Below are 19,290 nucleotides of genomic sequence, written 5' to 3' on the forward strand. Positions count from 1 at the left end.
ATTAATATCCCGGATTATTGACACCCATATCGAGCAGATTGCCCATTAGAGTGTCAATGGTCGTAATGATCTTGGCTGCCGCCTGGAAGCTGCGCTGGTACATAAGCAGGTTGGCGGATTCTTCGTCGAGCGACACGCCCGAGATCGCTCCTTGCTGATTCTGCAGTTGCAAGACAATGTTGCCCATGGCGGTTGCGTCGGTGTTCGCCTGTGAGATCGTGTTGCCAATCGTGAAAGCCATGTTGGCGTACGTCGTGCCCGGGGTGCTTCCGTTGATGATGCCCTGGTTTTGCAGATCGAGCATCTTGGCCAAATTGGAGTTGTCTCCTGACGCGCCGCCCGAAGCCGCTGCCGCGAGCTGCGAGGCATTCGAGAGTGCAACTTTGATGGAAGATGCTGCGCCGTTCGCGTTTCCGCTCGTGGTGTCAGGAGGGTTGAACATCCCCACACCCGCGTTGCCGCTGAGATCGGACCCAGATGCTTGCACATCGTTTACAGCTTGAGCGAACTGAAATGCGAACTGATCGAGTTCGCTCGCCATGGAGGCAAGCGTCTGATCGCGACTCTGAAGATAGCCGCCCACGTTGCCGCCGTGAATCGAATCAGTGATATCCACCCCTCCGGAGTAGATGTTGTTCATGCCAGCGGCGTTGAGCGAATTGGAAAGCGCGTAAGCCCTACTTCCTACAACCAATGGTGTTCCATCTGCGGTCGTCAAAGTGAGACCGTCATCGCTGTTGACGGTCTTGAAATCTATCAACTGCGAGAGTTGTGACAGGAGAGCGGAGCGCTGGTCCTCGGCCGTGTTCGAACTCTGACCTGTATTTTGCGCCGTGGCGATGGAATGATTGGTGACGGAGATCTGCTGAAGCAGGGAATTGATGTCGTCGACACCCTGCACCACCGATCGATCCAGCTGATGCTGCGACTCGCTGATCACCGATGCTGTGCTCTGAAATGCGGAGGCAAGATTGCCGGCGGCTGTCAGTACGTTCGAACGGAGTGAAGTGCTCGTCGGGGAGGTGGATAGCGACTGGAGAGAATTGAAAAAAGCATCCAGAGTCGATCCGATGGAGCCCGACGCTGAATCGGTGAAACAGAGTTCGATTGTTGACAGTGACGCGGAAACACTGCTGCTCAGGTTCTGTTGTGAAGTAGCGGAGTTGATCCGTAGCTCCAGCACGTTGTCGCGTAGGCTCTCGATGCCTTTGACATCCACTCCGGTCGTGGCCCCATCGGTGCCGGTTGGACTTGACTCCTCAAGAATCACACGACGACGCGCATACCCTGGCGTGTTCATGTTGGAGATGTTCGTTGTAGTTACATCCATCGACTCGGTGGCGGCAAGAAGGGATGACATGGAGACGGACAGATCAGCGCTGAGACCAGACATGTTTCAACCTCGGAAATGGACGGAAGCATGGGTGCGCAGCGCGCCTCCGGATTGCAGAATTGATTGCTGCGTATGCGTCCAGGAGAGAGACTGCTGCACGAGTCGTTCGTACACGCGATTGAGTAGGAGTACCTTTCGCACAATCTCGGACGATTTCCAGCGCGACAGTTCTCGATTCCGTGCGGGAGAGGATGACAATCTGCCGCACAACTCGCGCTGGCGCTCGACAGCTGCTTCGAACATCGCAAGGTCCCACGAAACCAGCGCCTCTGTTGCATCCGATATGGCAGATGAGAGCGAAAGCAGGGTGTTTGCTACCTCGTGATTTTCAGGTGCGCAGGTCATTGCTGTCGTCCGCGATAGCATGCTTTAGCTACGGAATAGATTCTGGAACATGGCATTGGCAACGGCATGCGCGTTCACCTTGTACGTTCCGCCCTCGATCTGCGCGCGCAAAGCATCGACGCGATCCTGACGGATGGGGATATCGCCAGAGAGTTGAACAGTGGCGCCGCTGATGGATGCCTTATCCTGGGCGGTCTCGACCGGATGAAGACTCGAATCGCACTGCCCGGTGCCATGTGCGGGAATTGCCTGCGAGTTCGCGCCCTTAAGATTGGTGGCCGGTTCGATATCGGGTTGAACTTGACTTTGAATTCGGAGATCCATGGTACTGTTTTGCTCCTTCTGAAGAACCTATCGACAAATCAACTGGAAACTTCAGTCTCTTAAGTGCGAAAGCTGATTTATTTCTGTTTCGCGCTCAACTTGGTCCGCTGTTCCGTTACGGGAGTGCCGGGAGAATCAGTGATGCTGAGTGAGCGCTCGATCATGTCTGCGATTCCAAGCATGTGGCGCTGTGCGAGACATTGAGAAATGGCTTGAACACCCATTGCTGCCCAGGTGTCGTGTCCGGCATCATTGTTCTCCTCGTCTTCAATCGAGAGACTCTTCTCCATCTTTTCGAGAACCGAGCTGAATAGCGACGCTTCAAACTCCTGAGCTCCCTTAGTAGCGCGCTCGTTCCGTAGCTGAATTTGCAACTGCTTTGGATCGCGCAACAGTGACGTGGGTATCGGGAGACCTTGTGGCGAACTCATAGCACCTCCAAATCAGCTTGCAGGGCTCCGGCAGCCTTGAGCGCCTGCAAGATCGAAACGACGTCGCGCGCACTAGCACCGATGGCCTGCAATCCATTCACGAGTTGCTCGACCGTCGCTCCCTCGTTCAGTTCAATCCTTTTTGCCGGAGCGTCTTTAGCATTCACTGTTGTTTGCGGAACTACGGTTGTTTCACCGTTTTTGCTAAGCGGATTGGGTTGAGACACTTGATAGGTTGTGGCGATCTCAATCGAGAGAGAGCCCTGCAAGATCGAGACAGCGCTGAGCCGCGCGTCGTGCCCCATGACAATGGTTCCGGTTTTCTCGTTGACGACCACGCGAGTGGGTGCAAGCACCTCAACGGAAAGTGACTGGATGCGAGCCACGAGAGCGGGAACATCCTGGCCCGCAGACGCAATTTCGATTCGCCGGCTATCGATCACAGAAGCTACTTTGCGATTGAACTCCGCATTGATGCTGTTTGCTACAAGCTGGGCATTTGTGAAATCAGCCTCGCGTAAGAGCAGGGCCACCGAGAATACGTTGCTTAGATCCGGCGCTGCATCGCGCTCGGCAACTCCTCCATTGGCGATGCGTCCGACTGTTGGATGATTTACTTGCTTGCTGACACTGCCTCCGCCCGCACTGTAGCCGCCGATCGTGATCGGACCCTGCGCAGTCGCATAGATCGTGCCATCGGACGCATGCAATGACGTGAAAAGCAATGTTCCACCCTCAAGCGACTTAGCATCACCGATGGAAGAGACGACCACATCCATCTGCGTGCCCGGTCGTGCGAAGGGTGGGAGCGATGAAGTGACGAATACTGCGGCCACGTTCTTAACTGTGATTGCAGTTGGTGGAACCTGCATACCCATGCGTAACATTACATTGCTCAACATCTGAGTAGTGAAGACTGTTTGTTTCTGATCGCCCGTGCCGCGCAACCCGACAACAAGGCCATAGCCCATCAGAGAATTCTCGCGAACACCTTCCACGCTCGTGATCTCGCGTATGCGAACTTTCCGCGAGGGAGAAACGTCTGACGTGAACGCTAGCGCAGCGAATGCGGGGACGAGAACTAAGCAGAGCAGGAATGTTCGTCTCATACGTGAACCGTTAAAAACCGATCACCCGCAACAGGGTGCGCATGACGATATTGGGCTGGCGGACAGAGTCGCTGATCACGCCTTTGCCTTTCACCTCGAGTTGCAGGTTTGAGAGCTGGTAAGAGTACACGGAGTTATTCGGAGCGATGTCAGCGGTGCGCACCACGCCTCGTAACACCAGGCTCTCATGCTGCTGATTGGCGAGCACCTGGCGTCGAGCCTCGATAACAAGGGATCCGTTCGGAAGCAGGGCCACCACTTGCGCGGTGAGCACGGTGTTCAAGGAACTCTTCGAGTCGGAGGATCCAGCTCCGGTCAGTTTGGTGTTTGAGTTCGCCGTGAGCAATGGATTGAGAAATGAGGGTGCCTGGCCCCCTACGCCAGTCACCGCGCTTGAATGATCAAAGGTTCTTTGGCTGGCGAGGGTTCCACTTTGCGAGATCGTTGTGGACTCCACGATGTGTATGGAAATCGTGTCGCCAATCGCATGTGCCTTTACGTCTGCATATGGTTGGGAAAGCACTCCAGTATTTGTGAAGAGGCTTCCGCGAGTGCTTGTGGGCTGCACGGGGATCGATGAGGGCAGAGTCTTGAGGTACCCATCGAGCGAATTGAGCTGTTTTTCCTTTTTGTTTCCGGCGCTAACCGGAGACGAGCATATCGCTATCATTAGGAGGGCGGCGAAAACATCGACGGGTCTCATCGTTAGCTCTCTCCTCTGCGTCTCTCATCCACCACGACAACCGTGTGCGCGTCGACGACCCGCGCATGAAGAATTCGGTTGCTTTGGCTAATGCGTACTCGAATCTCGGCACCGACTGCTCCTGCCTCAAGGGCGATCACAGTAAGCTTCGCTCGCATGTTATTCGTGTGCCAGTCAGCACGGAGCAACGAACCCGGGTGCACTACCGCAGGCGTTTTTGCCGGCAAAACATCTGTTTGGACCGCGGGTCTCCCTGTTGTAGTAGTTGCGGCAAGGAGAACTATCGCGGGGATGCGATTTGGGCAATGTACCGAGAGAGATGTTGCTCTGGTGCTAGTTGTTCGGATGCGCACGACGCGACAGCCATCCAGCGACTCTGAAAGAGAGGAAGAGATGATCTGCGAGGCTTCGATTTGCTCCCCCAATTCGCGCGAAAGCCAGCGTGCAGTGATCTGCCGCTCACCGCCCCCTTCAGAGGCGTGCGCCGCAACGCTGGCCATCAGCAACGCGCATGTGATCCTAGGAACTTGTCGCGTGGAGTTCATCGTTACTTCCCTAACTGATTCACTTCCTGGAACATCTGGTCGGCAGCTTTTGCTACCTGAGAGTTCGCCTCATAGGAGCGCTGGGCAAGAATCATCTGAATGAACTCTTCGACCGTATTCACATTCGATTGCTCCAGCGATCCCTGTACGAGAGTGCCGATTCCTTCCGAGCCGCCAGGATTGCCGACAATTGGATCGCCCGAAGAACTGGTCGGCATCAGCAGGTTTCCGCCAATGCTGTTCAGGCCACCCGGATTCGGAAACGTGGCCAATTGGATCTGCCCAATCTGTTGCGATTGCGTTTGTCCGGGCTGTGTTACGGACACGGTTCCGTCCGAGCCGATCGTGATCGCCGTGGCATCGGCGGGGATCGTGATGGCCGGTTGCAGGGCGTCCCCATCCGCGGTGATGATGTTGCCTTGTGAGTCGAGATGGAGGCTGCCGCTGCGCGTGTACGCGATCTGCCCCGATGGCGTGAGCACCTGAAAGTATCCAAGGCCCTGAATCCCCAAATCCAAGGGGTTTCCGGTCTGCTGGAAATCACCCTGAGATTGCAAGATCTCTGTAGCCGCGGCGCGAGTGCCGAGCCCAATCTGCAATCCCGCGGAAACAGTTTGTTGCGTCGCAGCCGCGCCGGGCGTGACCATGTTCTGATACATCATGTCCTGGAACTGAACTCGACGTTTGCGGAAGCCCGCCGTGTTGGCGTTCGACAGATTATTCGCAATGTTATCCAGATTGGTCTGCTGTGCAGTCATTCCGCTGGCAGCGGTGTAGAGCGAACGAAACATGGATACTCCTAAACTTTCGGCAGCTCTTCGGCTGCGATTCGATTGAACTCGGTATGGAAGGTGCTCAGAGCGCGTTGCATCATCTCAGCGTTACGCTGAATTTCAATGAGGCCGACCGCCGAAGCAACGGCACTTACATTTGAATTCTCAAGAGCGCCCTGCCGCACCGTCAGCTGGGCGGGTGCGGTGGCTGCAGCAGTCGGCGCGGAGTAGTAGGAATCACCAAGCGATGTGAGTGGAACGCTCGTGTCGAAGTCCACGAGTCTCAGTTGTCCGGCGATCTCGCCATGGATTGAGAGAACGCCATTTGCGCTAACTTCGGCATCCCCGGATGGCAACGTGATAGGGCCATTCTCCCCGAGCACCAGGAAGCCTTGTGACGTTACCAGCGCGCCAGTGCGCGTGATATGGAAAGTCCCGTTTCGCGTGTACTGAATGCCCGTAGGCGCTTGCACTGCAAAATAGCCGGAGCCTTCAAGTGCGAGGTCGAGTGGATTGCCCGTCTGCTCGATCGTGCCCTGAGAGATGTCCGTGCGGCGCGAGCCGAGCACTCCAAATGAGTTGACGGCCCGCGCCGACGCACTCATAGACGCAGTCATCATTTGCGTCTTGAAACTGACACGTTCTCCGCGAAAGCCGCTGGTGTTTGCGTTGGCGAGATTGTTAGCAGCCAGGTCGAGTTCCTGTGTGCGTGCAAGGAGCCCGGAGCTGGCAGTATAGATGCCGTTGTTCATGGGCAAAACTCCGCCCAAGAACACAGCAAGCGAAGTGCCACGTGTGTTGAAGAATTCTTAGGAATGGCTTAAGGGGCTGTCGTGAATCTCCAGTGTGACGGATACGGGCAAGTTTTGAAACATGCACAGCACTTCGATCCTCTCGCCGGCAGCCAGCGAATGAGCCGTGTAGTCACGACCGACAATGATCGTGGGAACTGAGAGCATGCAGAGATTTCCGATTCCGGTAAGCTTGGCCTTGAAGTTGCCCGCAACCATATTGGCGATCTCGCCAAGCGCATCGAGGCTGTCATCATCAACCTCATCCGCAGCGACGTCGAGCATCTTGCTCGCCATGTAGCGGGCGGCGGCATCGCAGCAAGTAATGCTGAGTACGCCGCGCAAACTTCCGGCTAGCCCGATCAACGCGGTGAAGTCGCCGCTGCTATTTGCCGTATGCGCGTCTCCGCACGTGCGCAATGAAGTGCCAAGCATGATCTCGAAGACCTCATGCAACGAAAGTTCCAGCAGGGACCTCCATTCACTCCTGTCCGCACGAAAGAGCGACTGATTTGCCGTCATAGTCATGGTCATAATCCCAGCACTGGGAGGACGTGCTCTTTCACTTGGTCCGGTGTGAATGGTTTGCGAATATAGCCTTTTGCCCCATACGAGAGGGCCTGCATCACATTCGTCTCGCTTCCTTCCGTCGTGATCATGACCACGGGAATGCCGCGAAGTGTTTCGACTGCTTGCAACTGCCGGACAAATTCCAGTCCGTCCATTACAGGCATGTTGATGTCACTTAAGATCAGATCGACGGATTGTGAAGCGAGCAGCGCCAAAGCGTCTGCGCCATTTCCGGCCTCTACGACGGGTGCCAAATCAACTCCAGCCTGGCGCAGAGAGCGCTCTACGATCTTACGCATGACGGAAGAATCATCCACGATTAAAGCTCTAATCTGACTCATGATGTAACCTCTGTAGAACTGTCGAACAGGAGTGGTCGAGGGAGAGATAGGGCGGAGCGCTTTCTGCGGTTGCGCACTTGCTTGTTGCGAAAGGGAACTGGGGAGGAGAGCAGTGAACGCAAGCGCTTGCTGCCAAGCAGCACAACCGCGTCCTCAAGCCGCGAGCAAGGTCGCCGGAATTCGTTGGCGACGCTACGCATGATCCTGGCTGCCAGCGCTCCATTGTTTCGGATTGCGCAGGATAACACGGTCAAGTCAATCGCACCCGAATGCGGAGCGATGAGTTCCGCACCGAATCGCGTACCTCTGAAGCCGGTGGCGGATGTGATAGGGATGACATTGTGCTTTCGAGTTTTCCGGGGTTCAATCATCTGTGCCGCTCAACACATATATCGGCTTCGAGAGCGGTGCACTTGAGCAAGACGATCAGGAAGCTTCAAACACCAGATCGAGATGCAGACGACGCCACAGAAAGCGTACCCAGATATTTCCGTCGATGGCGCATGTCCTGAGTGCCTGTGTGCCGGTCTGCTGCGCGTAGCTGCAGACTATGCGCGCGGTTTCGGCAGCGGTCTTAGGTCGAGACACGAAAACCTCGCCGGTGGTATCGCGTTTGCGATATTCGAGCACCTGGGCAAGCTTGGCTTCGGAAATGACGCAGGCTTCAGTGTTGCAACGCAGTATATGCTCCGCTGAGATGAGCACAGTATGGTTGACCTCGTCGCAGAAGCCCATGAACAGGCGATTTCCCTGGGCGACCAGGTGAACGGGCAGCACGCGATAACGTTCGATAAGACTGAGCGGAAGCAGCATTGAAAACGCGGGCTGAACTCTCTCCGATGGAAATACGGGACATCCCCATTGCGTAGCCACAACGGATGCGATGTCGTCGAATGTGATTGCACCGAATTGTTGCAGGCAGGCACCCATCTTTTCGCCGGAATGGCGCTGCTTTGCCAAAGCTTCGTGCAGTTGCGCGTCGGAGATCACGCCACGGGCAAGCATCATCAGTCCCATCGGCATGTTGGTGCGAACGGGGGCGGGGCGATGGTCCTCAAAGAAGCAGTGCAGCAGGCGCTCCTCCATTGCTCGTTCAAGACAACGAGAGCTGCACAGCCAATCCTGGTCGTTAACCCAGAATCCACTGGGACGATGCAGTACGCCGATCCAACTCGCTCCGGTGTTGCACTCAGGACGACTGCACCGCGGAAGGATCTGCCGCAACGTATTCTGGATGTTCCATTTCTTTCCAACAACCCCGTACATCATTTCCTCCTTGATTGCAGAGTCTTAGGAAAGGCAGGCGATTTTCTCGCCGGCGGTAGCCACTTGCAATATGCGAAGACCGTAATTTCCGTCCACGACTACAACCTCGCCTCGCGCAATCACACGCCCGTCGATAAGAAGTTCCACAGGATCCTGCACATGGCGGTCGAGTTCGACTACTGATCCGGAACAAAGCTCCATGATGTCTTTGAGCAGCATTTCGCGGGTGCCAAACCGCAAGGTGGCGGTTAATTCGATATCCAGCAGCAGGTCAAGATTCTGATTGCCAGTATGCGTTGAGAGCAACGGCGCGGATGAAAGTGAGTGCGCGTGCTGAGTCGTCTCGCTTTCCGCGGCATGCTCCGTTGCAGGGGAGCTCTGCCCAGTGAGATGAACAATGTGCAGTTCCAACTCGATCGCGCCTGCATCAAGTGGCAGCTTGATCATGTGACATTCGCCACCTTCTTCTGCGCGACTCGTGAGTTGGGCCTTCAATTCCAATGGCCCGAAATTTCGTCGAAGGCGGTCCGCCGCGTTACCACAGATTTGCTGGAGGAGTTCGACAGCCGCTTCCCGTACCTCGCTGGAAATCTTCGACGCGGACTTGACCGTATCACCAGTGAGCAGCGCGGCCAATGCCGCACACGCGGGTGCAGCAACTGAAATCTCACATAACCCAGTGAGTGCACCGGTGACATCAAGCCGCAGTGTGAGATCCGCGTCAGTAACTCGATCGACTGATGTCGATGCAGCAACCGTCGCGGCTGCTGTAATCTGTGACACTACCTCGGAGCTGGCTTCCACGAAACACTGAACCATCGTGGAACGTGTGGGCAATACTTCTGGGCAAAGGGTGTTGGTCATGACGGATTCAGGATTTGCTCAGTAGAATGGCTGGGCTGAGTTTGCGACGGAGTTGGCAGCATTTGCACAAGTTTGGCAGCACGTAGATTTCCACTGCGGATTGGAAATGCTTCATACAAGGAGTTTCCTGCTACAGTCGCCTGAATTGGCGCGTCGGTTCGACGTGGAAATGGAATCACATCCCCCGGACATAACGTGCTCAGCGCACGGATTGAGAGCCTTGCCGGTTCCATCCGCAGTGCGAATTCAAAGGGAAAACTGAGTGCGTGACGCATCATGCGCTCGCGCGTAGCGCTGGGACCGCGATGTCGGCTGTATCCACCTTCCTGATCGAGTCTTCGCAGCAGGGCATTGGATGCGACCGCCGGAAATGCCACATTCATCACGCCGTGCGACTCCGGCATATGTATTTCAAAGCTGAGGCAAAGGGTTTTATCACCGGGAGGCATCAGTCTTTGTAACTGTGTAGGCTGCAGGCGCTCATCGAATTCAAAGGTGCATTCCAGCGATGACCACGCCCGTTGGAGCTCTCCGCACAGGATGCGCACGATCCCTTCCATGATGCCTTCTTCGATTTCCGTGATCTCGCGCTCCTGCTCGTTCATTCTCCCCACTCCGCCGAGCAGTAAATCGATGATAGGAAACACGAGCGAAGGTTCAAGGTTCATGGTGGCTGTAGCGCCCATTGGCTTCACCTGGAAGGTCGCAAGATATGCATGGTCGGGAATCCGCTGGAGAAATTCGCGGTAGGTGAGTTGCTCGACCGAAACCAGATTGACCTCAAAAATGACGCGAAGGTATGCGCCTAGTGCATTTGTAAGGTTACGCGCAAAACCTTCGTGGAGATTGCTGATCGCGCGCACCTGGTCCTTCTTAATCTGGCCAGCACGTTTGAAATCGCATGCCTGGTACGTCGGCGCTGGTGCAGATGAGGCTGATCCTCGTCCGAGTGCTGCCCGAAACATTGCATCGATTTCGTCCTGATTCAGTACCTTCTCCATGCTCCCTCCATCGCATTCCGGATGGCGTTCTCCGCGAGATTTGGTGATATTTGCTTACCTGAGAGCAGGCTTTGGAGCTGACTGCGCAAACGAAGAAGTGCAAGGGAATGAATTTGAGAGATTCGAGACTCGCCGACGCCCAGTGTCACACCGATCTCCTTCATCGTGAGTTCTTCGTAGTAGTACAGAGACAACACTTGTTGCTCTTTCTCACTGAGTTCTTTAATGGCGCGGGCCAGTAACTGCCGCAGCTCCGATTTCATGGTGAGAAAGTAAGGGCTCTCCTCAGGATTGCCGGGCAGGTACTCGCATATGTCTTCACCTGACTCCCGTTCGCCGCTCTCGACGTGGAAGCTGCCTAGATCCAATCCCTCCAGGTCGCCAAGAAGGTGATGAAAAGACTCAAGCGTTAGCCCCAGTTCGGTTGCAATCTCCTGCTCTGTAGGTGCGCGGCCCAGTTGGTGGCTGAGTTGCGCGGTCGTGGACTCGATCAGGCGGGCTTTGCGACGCAGATCGCGAGGACTCCAATCGAGTTCGCGCAGGCTGTCGAGGATTGCGCCCCGTATGCGGAATTTCGCGTAGGTCTTGAACTGCACCTGGCGCGCTTCGTCATACTTGGAAAGAGCATCGATCAATCCGAGCACACCGGCATGAATAAGATCTTCGATCGGTACGTGCTGCGGCAAGCGGTCGTGTATATGGCGCGCGATATAGCGAACCTGTGGCATCTGTTCCATCAGGACGCGGTTTCGCTCATGTTCATCGAGCGGCGGCGGAGCATATTGGTTATGCGGGCTGGTCATGGTGGACCTCGGTAAGTGATGTGATCAGGGTCATGCGTTCAGGCTTCCAATGGATTGCACGGGAGTGAGAGCGGGAATCTCGCCGTGAGAAATGACAACGATCTTCGGAAGAAACGGCTCGAGCAATCGGCGCAGATGAAATCGGGTGTTTGCCGAGCAGAGGATTACGGGCGTGGCAACATCGACGTTCTCTCCTACGAGCTTTCGGAGACCTTCGAGCAATCGCCGGATAAACGTAGGCTGCAGCGCGAGCGATCCGCTCCCGGGGAGTTGTGGTGTGAATGCCTGAGTGAGTTCCTCTTCGGTGCGCGGATCAAGCGTGACAACGCGCAACGCGCCGCTTTCGTTGAGCAGAGGCTTGATAAGCGATCGACCAAGCGCCTGACGGCAGGCTTCCACGAGTGCGACAGGATTCTTCTGTGAAGCAGCGGTTTCGACGAGGGTCTCGAGTATCGTGCCGAGATCGCGGATCGATACCTGCTCGCGCAACAATTGCTGGAGAACCTTTTGGACCTCACCGAGCGTCATGAGTTTCGGCACGAGCTCGTCGAGCAGCTTGGGATGCGAATCATTGAGTCGCTCGAGCAGGCGCTTGGTTTCAGCTCTGGTAAGCAATTCGTACGCGTACTGGCGAATCAGTTCCGAAATATGCGTTGCCAGGACAGACGTCTGATCGACGACCGAGTAGCCGGCAGCAATCGCCTGTTCCTGTAGCGACGGCGAGATCCAGCGCGCCGGAACGCCAAACGCTGGTTCTTTTGTTTCGATCCCCGGCAGTCGCGGCGGTTGAGGATCGGAACTGATGGCCAGCATCTGTCCCTCCAGCATTTCCCAACGGGCAATCTCAACGCCACGCAGTGATACCGTGTATTCGCGCGGTTTCAGCCTGAGGTTGTCAGTGATGTGAACGCTTGGGATGATGAACCCGAGCTGAGTTGCCAGGTGCTTTCGCAGCGCGCGCACGCGCGGCAGGAGTTGCCCTCCCTGATTGGCATCCACCAGCGACACTAGCGCGTAACCGACTTGGAGTGACAAATCGTCGAGCGCTAGCAATGCTTCGAGGGAATCTGCTTGGATAGTGCCAGGCTTATTTCCTGTGGGAGCACCTGTCTTGTCCGCCGCCTTTGCACCTGTCGGAGGCAGTTTTTGCAAGCGCCACGCCATTGCCCAAAGCACGGCAACCATAAGCAGGAAGCTGAACTTCGGCATGCCCGGAATCATGGCCATGGCCAACATGGCGCCGCCTGCGATCCAGAGGACTCGTGGTTGTGCAAACAGTTGGGAGCCTAGATCGCCACCAAGAGATTTGTTCGAAGATGCGCGAGTGACGACTAAGCCCCCAGCGATGGAAACCAGTAAGGAGGGAATCATCGTGACAAGGCCATCGCCAACGGTGAGGACCGTGTAGGTCTTAAGCGCATCGCGGAACGGAATGTCGAGTTGAAACACGCCGATCAGAAATCCGGCAACTATGTTGATGGCCGTAAGTAGGATGGTGGCGAGTGAATCCCGCTGACTGAAGCGTGCCGCGCCATCCATCGCTCCGTAAAATTCGGCTTCTTGTGCGACGGATTCACGTCGCGCCCTAGCTTGATGTTCATCGATGAGACCGGCGTTTAGATCGGCATCAATTGCCATCTGCTTGCCGGGCATTGCATCAAGCGTGAATCGCGCGGTGACCTCCGCAGTGCGAACCGCTCCATGGCTGACGACGAGAAACTGTATCGCTATGAGCGCGATGAACAGAACGAAGCCCACAACGTAATTTCCGCCGACTACAAACTGACCAAATGCTGCGATCACGCTGCCGGCGGCCGCCGTGCCCTCATTTCCGTGGAGCAGGATGCGCCGCGAACTGGCGATGTTTAGTGAAAGTCGAAAGAGCGTGAGCAACAGTAACAGACTGGGGAAAACAGAGAACTGCACTGGACGCAAGATATAGACAGCAGACAACAGCACGATTACCGAACCCGTGATGCTGATTGCCAGCAGCAGATCGAGCAGGAAGCCCGGAAGCGGCACCATCATTACAAACACAACAGCGACAGCCGCTGCAGGCACGATCCAATCGAAATTGACGTTCTTAAAGAATGGCTTCTTTGCTTCCGCCATCAGGATCTCCTTCGGGCTTGTTGCTGTGCGTTCATGCGGAAGATGTAGGCAAGAATCTCGGCCACAGCGGCGTAGAGTTTTTCAGGTATGGCCTGCCCGACTTCAACCGTGCGATACAGGCTTTGCGCGAGTGGCGGGTTCTCGATAACGGGAATTCCTTCCCAGCGCGCAATTTCCTTGATGTGCTGCGCAAGCAGGTTCTGCCCCTTCGCGACTACGGTGGGAGCGGCCATGTCATCGCGATACTCGAGCGCCACGGCATAGTGGGTCGGGTTTGTGACGACCACGGTTGCTTTCTTTGCCGCCTGAATCATGCGAGTCCGTCGTACCTGTCGCTGCAGGCGCCGAATGCGCCCCTTGGTCGCCGGATTGCCGTCCATCTGTTTCGCTTCTTCGCGGATTTCTTCTTTGCTCATGCGAAGATCACCTTCAAACTTCTGGCGCATGGCAATGTAATCGACCACGGCCCACGCGAGTAACACGAGTGCGCACTTCCAGAAGATTTCGAAGAGTACGTTAAACAGGTGGGCCGAGAGTTGGCGCGGGGAGGCCCACAATCCAAGCCCTAGGCCAGTCCACTCGCGTCGAAGAATATCCACAGCGATATAGACAATTGCGGTCGTGGGGACCAGCGCTTTAAGGAGTTGGACCAGCGTCGTAATCCCAAACAGCTGCCCCAACCTCTTTGCCGGATTGAGTTTGCCAATGTCGGGCGCAAGAAGCTTCGGAGCGAATACGAGGCCCCCCTGAGCGAGTGAAACGAGCGTGGCCACACCCCACGCTGCGGCAAGGGGCTTCCAAGACCAGTTCAGTACGAGCTGTGCTGTCCACAGGATTAGTGGCGAGACAATTGTGAGATCTCGCGTAACGCTCTGTTCGAGTACAGCGTTGCAATACTGTCTCCAATGCAGCATGTCGCTAGACCCTTGCGCAACCAGGACCGAAATGCCGGCAAGCATTGCCGCCGCTGAACTTAACTCACGCGAGCGTACAACCTGGCCTTCTTCGCGAGCTTTCTGCCTGCGGTGCTCTGTTGCTTTTTCGGTCTTGTTGTCTTTTGCCAACGTAAATTCCTGCTACGTCAAATGAAGTACTTGCTCGGTCCAGCGGATTGCGTTCGCAAACTGCAGTGAGAAGTACCGGGGCCAAGCGCCCATGGTCGCGATTAACACCAGCATTCCTAAAACCGACTTAATGGAAATGCCGACAAAAAGCACTGGAAGTTGCGGCGAAGCTTTCCCAATAAAGGCGAGTACAAAATCTGCAATCACGGTTGCGATCAGGGCAGGGCCAGCGATCTGTAACCCGAGAATCCAAATGGCGGAAGCTGTATGAAGAACTGCATTCACGCGTCCCCACGTAAGCACACTTTGTCCGGCGGGGAGATAGTAGAAACTTGAAACAAGCGCGCGAAGAATCCAATGATGAACATCAAGAGCGAAGAAGATGAACAGCACGATCGTCTGATAGAAGACCGACAGCACGGGTGAGTCGGCCTGCGATTGTGGATCTATCATCGTCGCGAGCGAAAACCCCATCTGCATGCCCAGCACCTGACCTGCAAATTGCGCAGCGTCAAAGATGAAGCTGAGAAGCAAGCCAAGGATGACGCCAAGAAGTAACTCGCTGACCACGACGGTTGACCATTGCATCGGCGATAAGCGCAACACTGGAATCGGGACCACGGGCCAGAGCAGAAAGACAACAGTCATTACAAACATGGCTTTCGTGCGCGCCGGCAGGGCAGTGTTGCTGAACCCGGGAGCGAAAAGCATCAGTCCCGACACACGCAGGCCAACGAACACGGCTGCGGCCAACAAACTTTGCATATCTGGCAGCCGGTTCATTGCAACAGGGGACGGAAGTCGGAAAAAAGGTGAATAGTAAAGGCAGCCAGGTGACGCAACATCCATGGCAGGAGAAACATTGCACTGATCGCCGTTGCCAGAAGACGGGGAACGGTTGAAACGGTCTGGTCCTGAATACTGGTGAGAACCTGCAGGATGTTAATCACCACCGAGACGATGGTTGCGACAGCAAGCATTGGCAGCGCAGCGAGGATCGCGTATTGCAACGTCATTCGGCCGAGTTGGATCACCTGTTCTAACGGCATAGTCAATTGAAGCTGCGCATGAGCGAGCCGATAAGTAGATTCCATCCATCCACCATGACAAAGAGCAGAAGCTTAAGGGGTGTGGAGATGACCACCGGCGGCAACTGCATCATGCCAACCGATGTGGTGATGGAAGCCACGACCATGTCGATAACAAGAAAGGGCAGAAACAACACAGCCCCAATCTGAAACCCCGCGCGCAACTCAGAGAGAATGTAGGAGGGCATTACTACCCGCATCGAGAGCTCTTCCGAACTCTTCGGCCGCGCTTCCTTTGCAAGCTCGAGGAATAGCGCGACATCCTTCTGACGCACGTAGTGGAGCATGAAGGCTTTCACAGGCCGAGCGCCCAGTTCGATGGCGGCCAACGGAGTAATTCGACCCTGTTCGAGTGGAACAATCGCCTGTTGTTGAATAGCCACGCCAACAGGTTGCATCAGAAAGAACGTGAGCACGAGAGCCAAGCCGATCAAGGTTTGATTTGTCGGCGTGGTCTGCGTTCCCAGTGCCTGCCGCAAGAAGTGAAACACGATGAGCAATCTTACAAATGGCGTCATCGATAGCAGCAGAGCCGGAATCAGACTTAGAAATGTAAGTACAACAACGATGGTCCATGGTGTTTGTCCGCTGCCAAGATTGATCAGCGGAGCGCCGCTCGTAACCGGCACAGAAGATGCTGGGACGGGGCCCGCGAATGCCGCGCACGAGGCGAACAGTATCCCCCCGAGCAAAAAGCGTCCTCGCTTCATGCAGTTTCCTGTGTGAATGGACGTGGAGCAATTGCCGTGGTTCGTTGAGAGTGCACCTCGGCCAACAGCGAGATGGAACTTGGCGCGCCACCAATCAAGAACTTCTGTTTTCCGACCCGCACGACTGCAACAAAACGCTTCTCTCCAAGTTGCTGCATCTCGAGCAATGCAAGGTTGCGTCGATGGGATCCATGTTTGCGAACTGCTTTTAAGAACGATCGAAGAGAGCCGAGAACAACACGCTGTATCTCACTGAGGAGCGCGAAATGAATTCCAGATTTAAGAACCGCGGCGCCCTTGAGGTGATCTGTGAACGCGATGGCGTCTTTGTTGGTGGCCTTACATCCGCTGGAATGTTGTGCTTTGAATGTCCGGTTACGTTTCATGCAATCTGTGTCAGGCGCGCGGCCAGTCCTTCATCAATCACTTCAAATTCTGTCCAGCCGATCAATTGACCATTCACACGCAGTGGTACGTCCGATCCTTGCAGCCAGTGCGTATCGATGACGTCATTCGGCGAGAGTTTCAGGAGACGGAGGACGGTAAATCGCGGAACAGGAATCTCCAAGGAAAGTTGGCAGGACAGGAACTGAAAGGCCTCCCAGTTTTTCGGCTCTGGATGTGTCGCAGTGGCGCTGACGAGGGCAAGTGTAGTCGTGTTTTGCAATGCTTCATTCATGACGGTCGCTGATTGAGATGGTGCATCACCTAGCAGTGCAATCTGCTGACCGAATTGGGATGAAGATGGTGAGAAACTTCTCAGAATCGAAGATTGAGAAGCGGGCCTGCACCACAACAATGCGGCCCGCATGGGGGGAGGACTAGCGGATAAGGTTGATTGTGTCCTGGGTTATCTGATCAAAGGTAGTTACAGATTTGGCGTTGGCCTGGAAGCCTCGTTCGGCGATGATGAGATTGGAAAACTCCTGTGACATATCGACGTTCGACAGCTCAAGGGACTTACCCGTGAGCGTTCCAAGAGAGCTTGCTCCAGGAGTTCCAATCACGGCTCCGCCCGAGGAGATTGTTGATGCGTAGTTGTTGCTGCCTTGCTTGATCAGACCTTCCATGTTTCCGAAGTTCGCCAGCACAATTTGGCCAAGCACCTTTGTCCCGTTGGTAAACGATCCTGTGATGGTGCCATCGGCGCCTATTGAGAAGTCGGTCAGGGTTCCTGTGCTGTAACCGTCCTGATGAGCGGACGCGGTGCTGCTTTCGCCGGAAACTTGCGTGAGCAGACCTTGACCCGATGCATCAGTAAGATTCCATTTGAATTGTAAGGCGCTGGCACCATCGGCGAAGTTGCTGATGTTGAAGGTAATAGGTGTTGTATTGATAAGCTTTCCATTCGTGTCGAAGTTGAGGCTACCGCTTTGTACCGTAGTATTCGTGCCTGTTGCGCCGGTGATTTCGCCGCTGGGCAGGGTCGCATTGTAGTCCCATCCCGTATTAGTGCGGGTGAACGCAATACCTAATACGTGCGATGCGCCAAGAGAATCGTAGATCGTCACGCTGGTGTTGTATGTGCCTCCAACAGCAGCATCGGCACTCAGATTTGTTTGCATGGACATGCTTGAAGTCGGATTTGGAGGATTGATCAATCCATCTCGAAGCTGGATCGGGCTCAGACCATTGTTTGTGTTTACTACGCCATTCGCCGCTGGGTATCCCATGACTTGGTATCCATCGACCGTGGTGAGATAGCCACTGGAGTTTCGCGTGAAGTCACCTGCGCGCGTGTAAAGTGTGTTGTTTCCATCCTGCACAACAAAGAAGCCGTTGCCGGTAATGGCAACGTTAGTATTGACTCCGGTCGATTGCGTGCTGCCGCCCGTGAAATTCGTATTGATGGATCCAACCGCGGCTCCAGCTCCGACTTGCATCTGGTCGCCGGAACCGCTCGTCCCGAGTGACTGGTAGAACATGTCGCGGAAATTCACCGTTGCGCCCTTGTAACCGGTAGTGTTCAAGTTTGCAAGGTTGTTGGAAATCGTGGACAGCGCAGTGGAACTGGCGGTCAGTCCTGACAGAGGTATCGAAAAGTTTGGCATCTACTTGATCCCTTCCATGGCCGTATGTGCACCGTCGGGCGAGGCACCGCTAGCGCTCGCTTGATTCTGCAGAAGCGAATAGATACCAGCCACATCGTTCAGTTGATTGATCTGCACCATTTGCGAAACCATCGTCGTAGGATCCATGGTTTGAGTCGGGTCCTGCGACTGAAGTTCAGTGGTCAGTAATTTCATAAACATGCTCGTCGTGTCCGTAGCACTCTTTGTGCCACCGGCATTGCCATCCGATGAGTTGGTGGTTGCGGCAGATAACGGATTGATGTTCATACGATTCTCCTTGATCTCTATGCTCGAAGGCTGATGCGCGAATACTCGGGAAGATCGGTCGCAATACCAGAACCTTCCGGAGTCATGACCGTTGAACCGGTGCCGACTGGCATTGGCGAAAGCGGTGCGTTGTAAGTTCTATGTTCGTGCTGACCCGGTGAGTGTTCCTGAGACTGAGCCTGCGATTGGGAATTCAGCGAACCTAAAATCACATCATGTGAACGCAGCGCCTGCTCAAGGTCGTGGCGTTCAGCAGTAAGTGTCTGCAGCACGTCCTGACGCGATGTCGTCAAGTGCGCTGTGGTGGTGTCGTGGGAGCTGACTGCGCGCACATCGACTTTACCCAATTCAGTAAGCTGCACGCTGATCGTGAGTTCTGTGCTCTTGCTTCCAATATGAAGTTCACCGGCCTTCACCAACTGTGGCGGGTCAGCAATCGGGTACGCCTCGAGCTTGTGCCGCGCAGGAGTCTCAGAAGAGGCAGTGAATTGCGCGTGCAGTGTCTGCGACGAGAGCTCAGCGTTGGAAGCGGGCAGAACGTTTGCAGTCTTTCCAGCGAGATCCTCGCGAGCGGCCGCAGACTTCTCATCAACAACTGATGTGCCCAGATTCGAATTGGCGCTGCGCTGGACACTTGTCGTGTTTTCAGATAATGAAGACGTGCGCTCTGTCGCAGTGACCTTCCCGCGATCCGACATCTTCCATGTAGGAGTTGTTG

At 55.2% G+C, this 19,290-nt stretch carries 26 protein-coding genes; all 26 read right to left on the reverse strand.

What is annotated here, in order from left to right:
* Nucleotide 1: 1 nt before the first annotated feature.
* Nucleotides 2-1,393 carry a flagellar hook-associated protein FlgK gene (flgK, locus tag AC6IY8_RS18875; protein ID WP_497776366.1) on the reverse strand — a complete coding sequence of 464 codons (1,392 nt, stop codon included), beginning with the start codon at nucleotides 1,391-1,393 and terminating at the stop codon, nucleotides 2-4.
* 3 nt (nucleotides 1,394-1,396) lie between these two features.
* Nucleotides 1,397-1,738, reverse strand: a complete 342-nt coding sequence (locus AC6IY8_RS18880) for a hypothetical protein (protein ID WP_497776367.1) — start codon at nucleotides 1,736-1,738, stop codon at nucleotides 1,397-1,399.
* Between the two features lie 24 nt (nucleotides 1,739-1,762).
* Nucleotides 1,763-2,062 carry a flagellar biosynthesis anti-sigma factor FlgM gene (gene flgM / locus AC6IY8_RS18885; protein WP_497776368.1) on the reverse strand — a complete coding sequence of 100 codons (300 nt, stop codon included), beginning with the start codon at nucleotides 2,060-2,062 and terminating at the stop codon, nucleotides 1,763-1,765.
* Between the two features lie 77 nt (nucleotides 2,063-2,139).
* The gene (locus AC6IY8_RS18890; RefSeq protein WP_497776369.1) at nucleotides 2,140-2,493 is read right to left on the reverse strand and encodes a hypothetical protein; all 354 of its coding nucleotides are present in this window, start codon (nucleotides 2,491-2,493) and stop codon (nucleotides 2,140-2,142) included.
* On the reverse strand, nucleotides 2,490-3,602 hold the full coding sequence (locus AC6IY8_RS18895) for a flagellar basal body P-ring protein FlgI (protein ID WP_497776370.1): 1,113 nt from the start codon (nucleotides 3,600-3,602) through the stop codon (nucleotides 2,490-2,492). The genes AC6IY8_RS18890 and AC6IY8_RS18895 overlap by 4 nt, the downstream gene beginning before the upstream one ends.
* Before the next feature lie 10 nt (nucleotides 3,603-3,612).
* A complete protein-coding gene (locus AC6IY8_RS18900; RefSeq protein WP_497776372.1) occupies nucleotides 3,613-4,305 on the reverse strand; it encodes a flagellar basal body L-ring protein FlgH in 693 nt (230 codons plus the stop codon).
* 2 nt (nucleotides 4,306-4,307) lie between these two features.
* Nucleotides 4,308-4,850: a flagella basal body P-ring formation protein FlgA gene (locus tag AC6IY8_RS18905; protein WP_497776373.1), complete on the reverse strand. Its 543-nt coding sequence runs from the start codon at nucleotides 4,848-4,850 to the stop codon at nucleotides 4,308-4,310.
* 2 nt (nucleotides 4,851-4,852) lie between these two features.
* Nucleotides 4,853-5,641, reverse strand: a complete 789-nt coding sequence (flgG, locus tag AC6IY8_RS18910) for a flagellar basal-body rod protein FlgG (RefSeq protein ID WP_497776374.1) — start codon at nucleotides 5,639-5,641, stop codon at nucleotides 4,853-4,855.
* Between the two features lie 8 nt (nucleotides 5,642-5,649).
* Complete coding sequence (flgF, locus tag AC6IY8_RS18915) at nucleotides 5,650-6,375, reverse strand: flagellar basal-body rod protein FlgF (protein WP_497776375.1); 726 nt, start codon at nucleotides 6,373-6,375, stop codon at nucleotides 5,650-5,652.
* Nucleotides 6,376-6,432: 57 nt separating this feature from the next.
* Nucleotides 6,433-6,942, reverse strand: a complete 510-nt coding sequence (locus AC6IY8_RS18920) for a chemotaxis protein CheX (protein WP_497776376.1) — start codon at nucleotides 6,940-6,942, stop codon at nucleotides 6,433-6,435.
* A gap of 2 nt (nucleotides 6,943-6,944) precedes the next feature.
* The gene (locus AC6IY8_RS18925; protein WP_497776377.1) at nucleotides 6,945-7,325 is read right to left on the reverse strand and encodes a response regulator; all 381 of its coding nucleotides are present in this window, start codon (nucleotides 7,323-7,325) and stop codon (nucleotides 6,945-6,947) included.
* Nucleotides 7,322-7,696, reverse strand: coding sequence for an HDOD domain-containing protein (locus AC6IY8_RS18930; protein WP_497776378.1), 375 nt, complete (start codon nucleotides 7,694-7,696; stop codon nucleotides 7,322-7,324). Before AC6IY8_RS18930 ends, AC6IY8_RS18925 begins: the two co-directional genes overlap by 4 nt.
* Nucleotides 7,697-7,751: 55 nt before the next feature.
* On the reverse strand, nucleotides 7,752-8,594 hold the full coding sequence (locus tag AC6IY8_RS18935) for a cyclic di-GMP-binding domain-containing protein, MshE-related (RefSeq protein WP_497776379.1): 843 nt from the start codon (nucleotides 8,592-8,594) through the stop codon (nucleotides 7,752-7,754).
* Between the two features lie 21 nt (nucleotides 8,595-8,615).
* Entirely contained in the window at nucleotides 8,616-9,374 is a 759-nt protein-coding gene (fliN, locus tag AC6IY8_RS18940; protein WP_497776381.1) for a flagellar motor switch protein FliN, read from the reverse strand.
* A gap of 77 nt (nucleotides 9,375-9,451) precedes the next feature.
* A complete protein-coding gene (locus AC6IY8_RS18945) occupies nucleotides 9,452-10,456 on the reverse strand; it encodes a flagellar motor switch protein FliM (RefSeq protein WP_497776383.1) in 1,005 nt (334 codons plus the stop codon).
* Entirely contained in the window at nucleotides 10,441-11,259 is an 819-nt protein-coding gene (locus AC6IY8_RS18950; RefSeq protein WP_497776384.1) for a FliA/WhiG family RNA polymerase sigma factor, read from the reverse strand. Before AC6IY8_RS18950 ends, AC6IY8_RS18945 begins: the two co-directional genes overlap by 16 nt.
* A 30-nt stretch (nucleotides 11,260-11,289) precedes the next feature.
* Nucleotides 11,290-13,371 carry a flagellar biosynthesis protein FlhA gene (flhA, locus tag AC6IY8_RS18955; RefSeq protein WP_497776386.1) on the reverse strand — a complete coding sequence of 694 codons (2,082 nt, stop codon included), beginning with the start codon at nucleotides 13,369-13,371 and terminating at the stop codon, nucleotides 11,290-11,292.
* Nucleotides 13,371-14,435, reverse strand: a complete 1,065-nt coding sequence (locus AC6IY8_RS18960; protein ID WP_497776387.1) for an EscU/YscU/HrcU family type III secretion system export apparatus switch protein — start codon at nucleotides 14,433-14,435, stop codon at nucleotides 13,371-13,373. The genes flhA and AC6IY8_RS18960 overlap by 1 nt, the downstream gene beginning before the upstream one ends.
* Nucleotides 14,436-14,447: 12 nt before the next feature.
* Nucleotides 14,448-15,200, reverse strand: a complete 753-nt coding sequence (gene fliR, locus AC6IY8_RS18965; protein WP_497776389.1) for a flagellar biosynthetic protein FliR — start codon at nucleotides 15,198-15,200, stop codon at nucleotides 14,448-14,450.
* 14 nt (nucleotides 15,201-15,214) lie between these two features.
* Entirely contained in the window at nucleotides 15,215-15,529 is a 315-nt protein-coding gene (locus AC6IY8_RS18970) for a flagellar biosynthetic protein FliQ (protein WP_497776391.1), read from the reverse strand.
* On the reverse strand, nucleotides 15,487-16,233 hold the full coding sequence (gene fliP / locus AC6IY8_RS18975) for a flagellar type III secretion system pore protein FliP (RefSeq protein ID WP_497776392.1): 747 nt from the start codon (nucleotides 16,231-16,233) through the stop codon (nucleotides 15,487-15,489). The genes AC6IY8_RS18970 and fliP overlap by 43 nt, the downstream gene beginning before the upstream one ends.
* Nucleotides 16,230-16,619 carry a flagellar biosynthetic protein FliO gene (locus tag AC6IY8_RS18980; RefSeq protein WP_497776393.1) on the reverse strand — a complete coding sequence of 130 codons (390 nt, stop codon included), beginning with the start codon at nucleotides 16,617-16,619 and terminating at the stop codon, nucleotides 16,230-16,232. The genes fliP and AC6IY8_RS18980 overlap by 4 nt, the downstream gene beginning before the upstream one ends.
* Nucleotides 16,616-16,912 carry a FliM/FliN family flagellar motor switch protein gene (locus AC6IY8_RS18985; protein ID WP_497776395.1) on the reverse strand — a complete coding sequence of 99 codons (297 nt, stop codon included), beginning with the start codon at nucleotides 16,910-16,912 and terminating at the stop codon, nucleotides 16,616-16,618. The genes AC6IY8_RS18980 and AC6IY8_RS18985 overlap by 4 nt, the downstream gene beginning before the upstream one ends.
* Before the next feature lie 142 nt (nucleotides 16,913-17,054).
* On the reverse strand, nucleotides 17,055-18,284 hold the full coding sequence (locus AC6IY8_RS18990) for a flagellar hook protein FlgE (RefSeq protein ID WP_497776396.1): 1,230 nt from the start codon (nucleotides 18,282-18,284) through the stop codon (nucleotides 17,055-17,057).
* Nucleotides 18,285-18,572, reverse strand: a complete 288-nt coding sequence (locus AC6IY8_RS18995) for a flagellar hook capping FlgD N-terminal domain-containing protein (protein ID WP_497776397.1) — start codon at nucleotides 18,570-18,572, stop codon at nucleotides 18,285-18,287.
* Between the two features lie 17 nt (nucleotides 18,573-18,589).
* A complete protein-coding gene (gene fliK, locus AC6IY8_RS19000) occupies nucleotides 18,590-19,270 on the reverse strand; it encodes a flagellar hook-length control protein FliK (protein ID WP_497776399.1) in 681 nt (226 codons plus the stop codon).
* Nucleotides 19,271-19,290 lie beyond the last annotated feature (20 nt).

It is taken from the genome of Koromonas soli (genome assembly GCF_059726265.1).

What these genes read in the sequence shown, in the direction of transcription:
- flhA (WP_497776386.1), bottom strand. Translation starts at nt 13,371, where the DNA reads ATGGCGGAAGCAAAGAAGCCATTCTTTAAGAACGTCAATTTCGATTGG.
- AC6IY8_RS18985 (WP_497776395.1), bottom strand. Translation starts at nt 16,912, where the DNA reads ATGAATGAAGCATTGCAAAACACGACTACACTTGCCCTCGTCAGCGCC.
- AC6IY8_RS18920 (WP_497776376.1), bottom strand. Translation starts at nt 6,942, where the DNA reads ATGACTATGACGGCAAATCAGTCGCTCTTTCGTGCGGACAGGAGTGAA.
- AC6IY8_RS18970 (WP_497776391.1), bottom strand. Translation starts at nt 15,529, where the DNA reads ATGGAATCTACTTATCGGCTCGCTCATGCGCAGCTTCAATTGACTATG.
- AC6IY8_RS18900 (WP_497776372.1), bottom strand. Translation starts at nt 4,305, where the DNA reads ATGAGACCCGTCGATGTTTTCGCCGCCCTCCTAATGATAGCGATATGC.
- AC6IY8_RS18990 (WP_497776396.1), bottom strand. Translation starts at nt 18,284, where the DNA reads ATGCCAAACTTTTCGATACCTCTGTCAGGACTGACCGCCAGTTCCACT.
- AC6IY8_RS18890 (WP_497776369.1), bottom strand. Translation starts at nt 2,493, where the DNA reads ATGAGTTCGCCACAAGGTCTCCCGATACCCACGTCACTGTTGCGCGAT.
- flgM (WP_497776368.1), bottom strand. Translation starts at nt 2,062, where the DNA reads ATGGATCTCCGAATTCAAAGTCAAGTTCAACCCGATATCGAACCGGCC.
- AC6IY8_RS18930 (WP_497776378.1), bottom strand. Translation starts at nt 7,696, where the DNA reads ATGATTGAACCCCGGAAAACTCGAAAGCACAATGTCATCCCTATCACA.
- fliK (WP_497776399.1), bottom strand. Translation starts at nt 19,270, where the DNA reads ATGTCGGATCGCGGGAAGGTCACTGCGACAGAGCGCACGTCTTCATTA.
- flgK (WP_497776366.1), bottom strand. Translation starts at nt 1,393, where the DNA reads ATGTCTGGTCTCAGCGCTGATCTGTCCGTCTCCATGTCATCCCTTCTT.
- AC6IY8_RS18925 (WP_497776377.1), bottom strand. Translation starts at nt 7,325, where the DNA reads ATGAGTCAGATTAGAGCTTTAATCGTGGATGATTCTTCCGTCATGCGT.
- AC6IY8_RS18935 (WP_497776379.1), bottom strand. Translation starts at nt 8,594, where the DNA reads ATGATGTACGGGGTTGTTGGAAAGAAATGGAACATCCAGAATACGTTG.
- AC6IY8_RS18905 (WP_497776373.1), bottom strand. Translation starts at nt 4,850, where the DNA reads ATGAACTCCACGCGACAAGTTCCTAGGATCACATGCGCGTTGCTGATG.
- AC6IY8_RS18995 (WP_497776397.1), bottom strand. Translation starts at nt 18,572, where the DNA reads ATGAACATCAATCCGTTATCTGCCGCAACCACCAACTCATCGGATGGC.
- AC6IY8_RS18980 (WP_497776393.1), bottom strand. Translation starts at nt 16,619, where the DNA reads ATGAAACGTAACCGGACATTCAAAGCACAACATTCCAGCGGATGTAAG.
- AC6IY8_RS18950 (WP_497776384.1), bottom strand. Translation starts at nt 11,259, where the DNA reads ATGACCAGCCCGCATAACCAATATGCTCCGCCGCCGCTCGATGAACAT.
- AC6IY8_RS18880 (WP_497776367.1), bottom strand. Translation starts at nt 1,738, where the DNA reads ATGACCTGCGCACCTGAAAATCACGAGGTAGCAAACACCCTGCTTTCG.
- AC6IY8_RS18945 (WP_497776383.1), bottom strand. Translation starts at nt 10,456, where the DNA reads ATGGAGAAGGTACTGAATCAGGACGAAATCGATGCAATGTTTCGGGCA.
- AC6IY8_RS18895 (WP_497776370.1), bottom strand. Translation starts at nt 3,602, where the DNA reads ATGAGACGAACATTCCTGCTCTGCTTAGTTCTCGTCCCCGCATTCGCT.
- flgG (WP_497776374.1), bottom strand. Translation starts at nt 5,641, where the DNA reads ATGTTTCGTTCGCTCTACACCGCTGCCAGCGGAATGACTGCACAGCAG.
- flgF (WP_497776375.1), bottom strand. Translation starts at nt 6,375, where the DNA reads ATGAACAACGGCATCTATACTGCCAGCTCCGGGCTCCTTGCACGCACA.
- fliR (WP_497776389.1), bottom strand. Translation starts at nt 15,200, where the DNA reads ATGCAAAGTTTGTTGGCCGCAGCCGTGTTCGTTGGCCTGCGTGTGTCG.
- fliP (WP_497776392.1), bottom strand. Translation starts at nt 16,233, where the DNA reads ATGAAGCGAGGACGCTTTTTGCTCGGGGGGATACTGTTCGCCTCGTGC.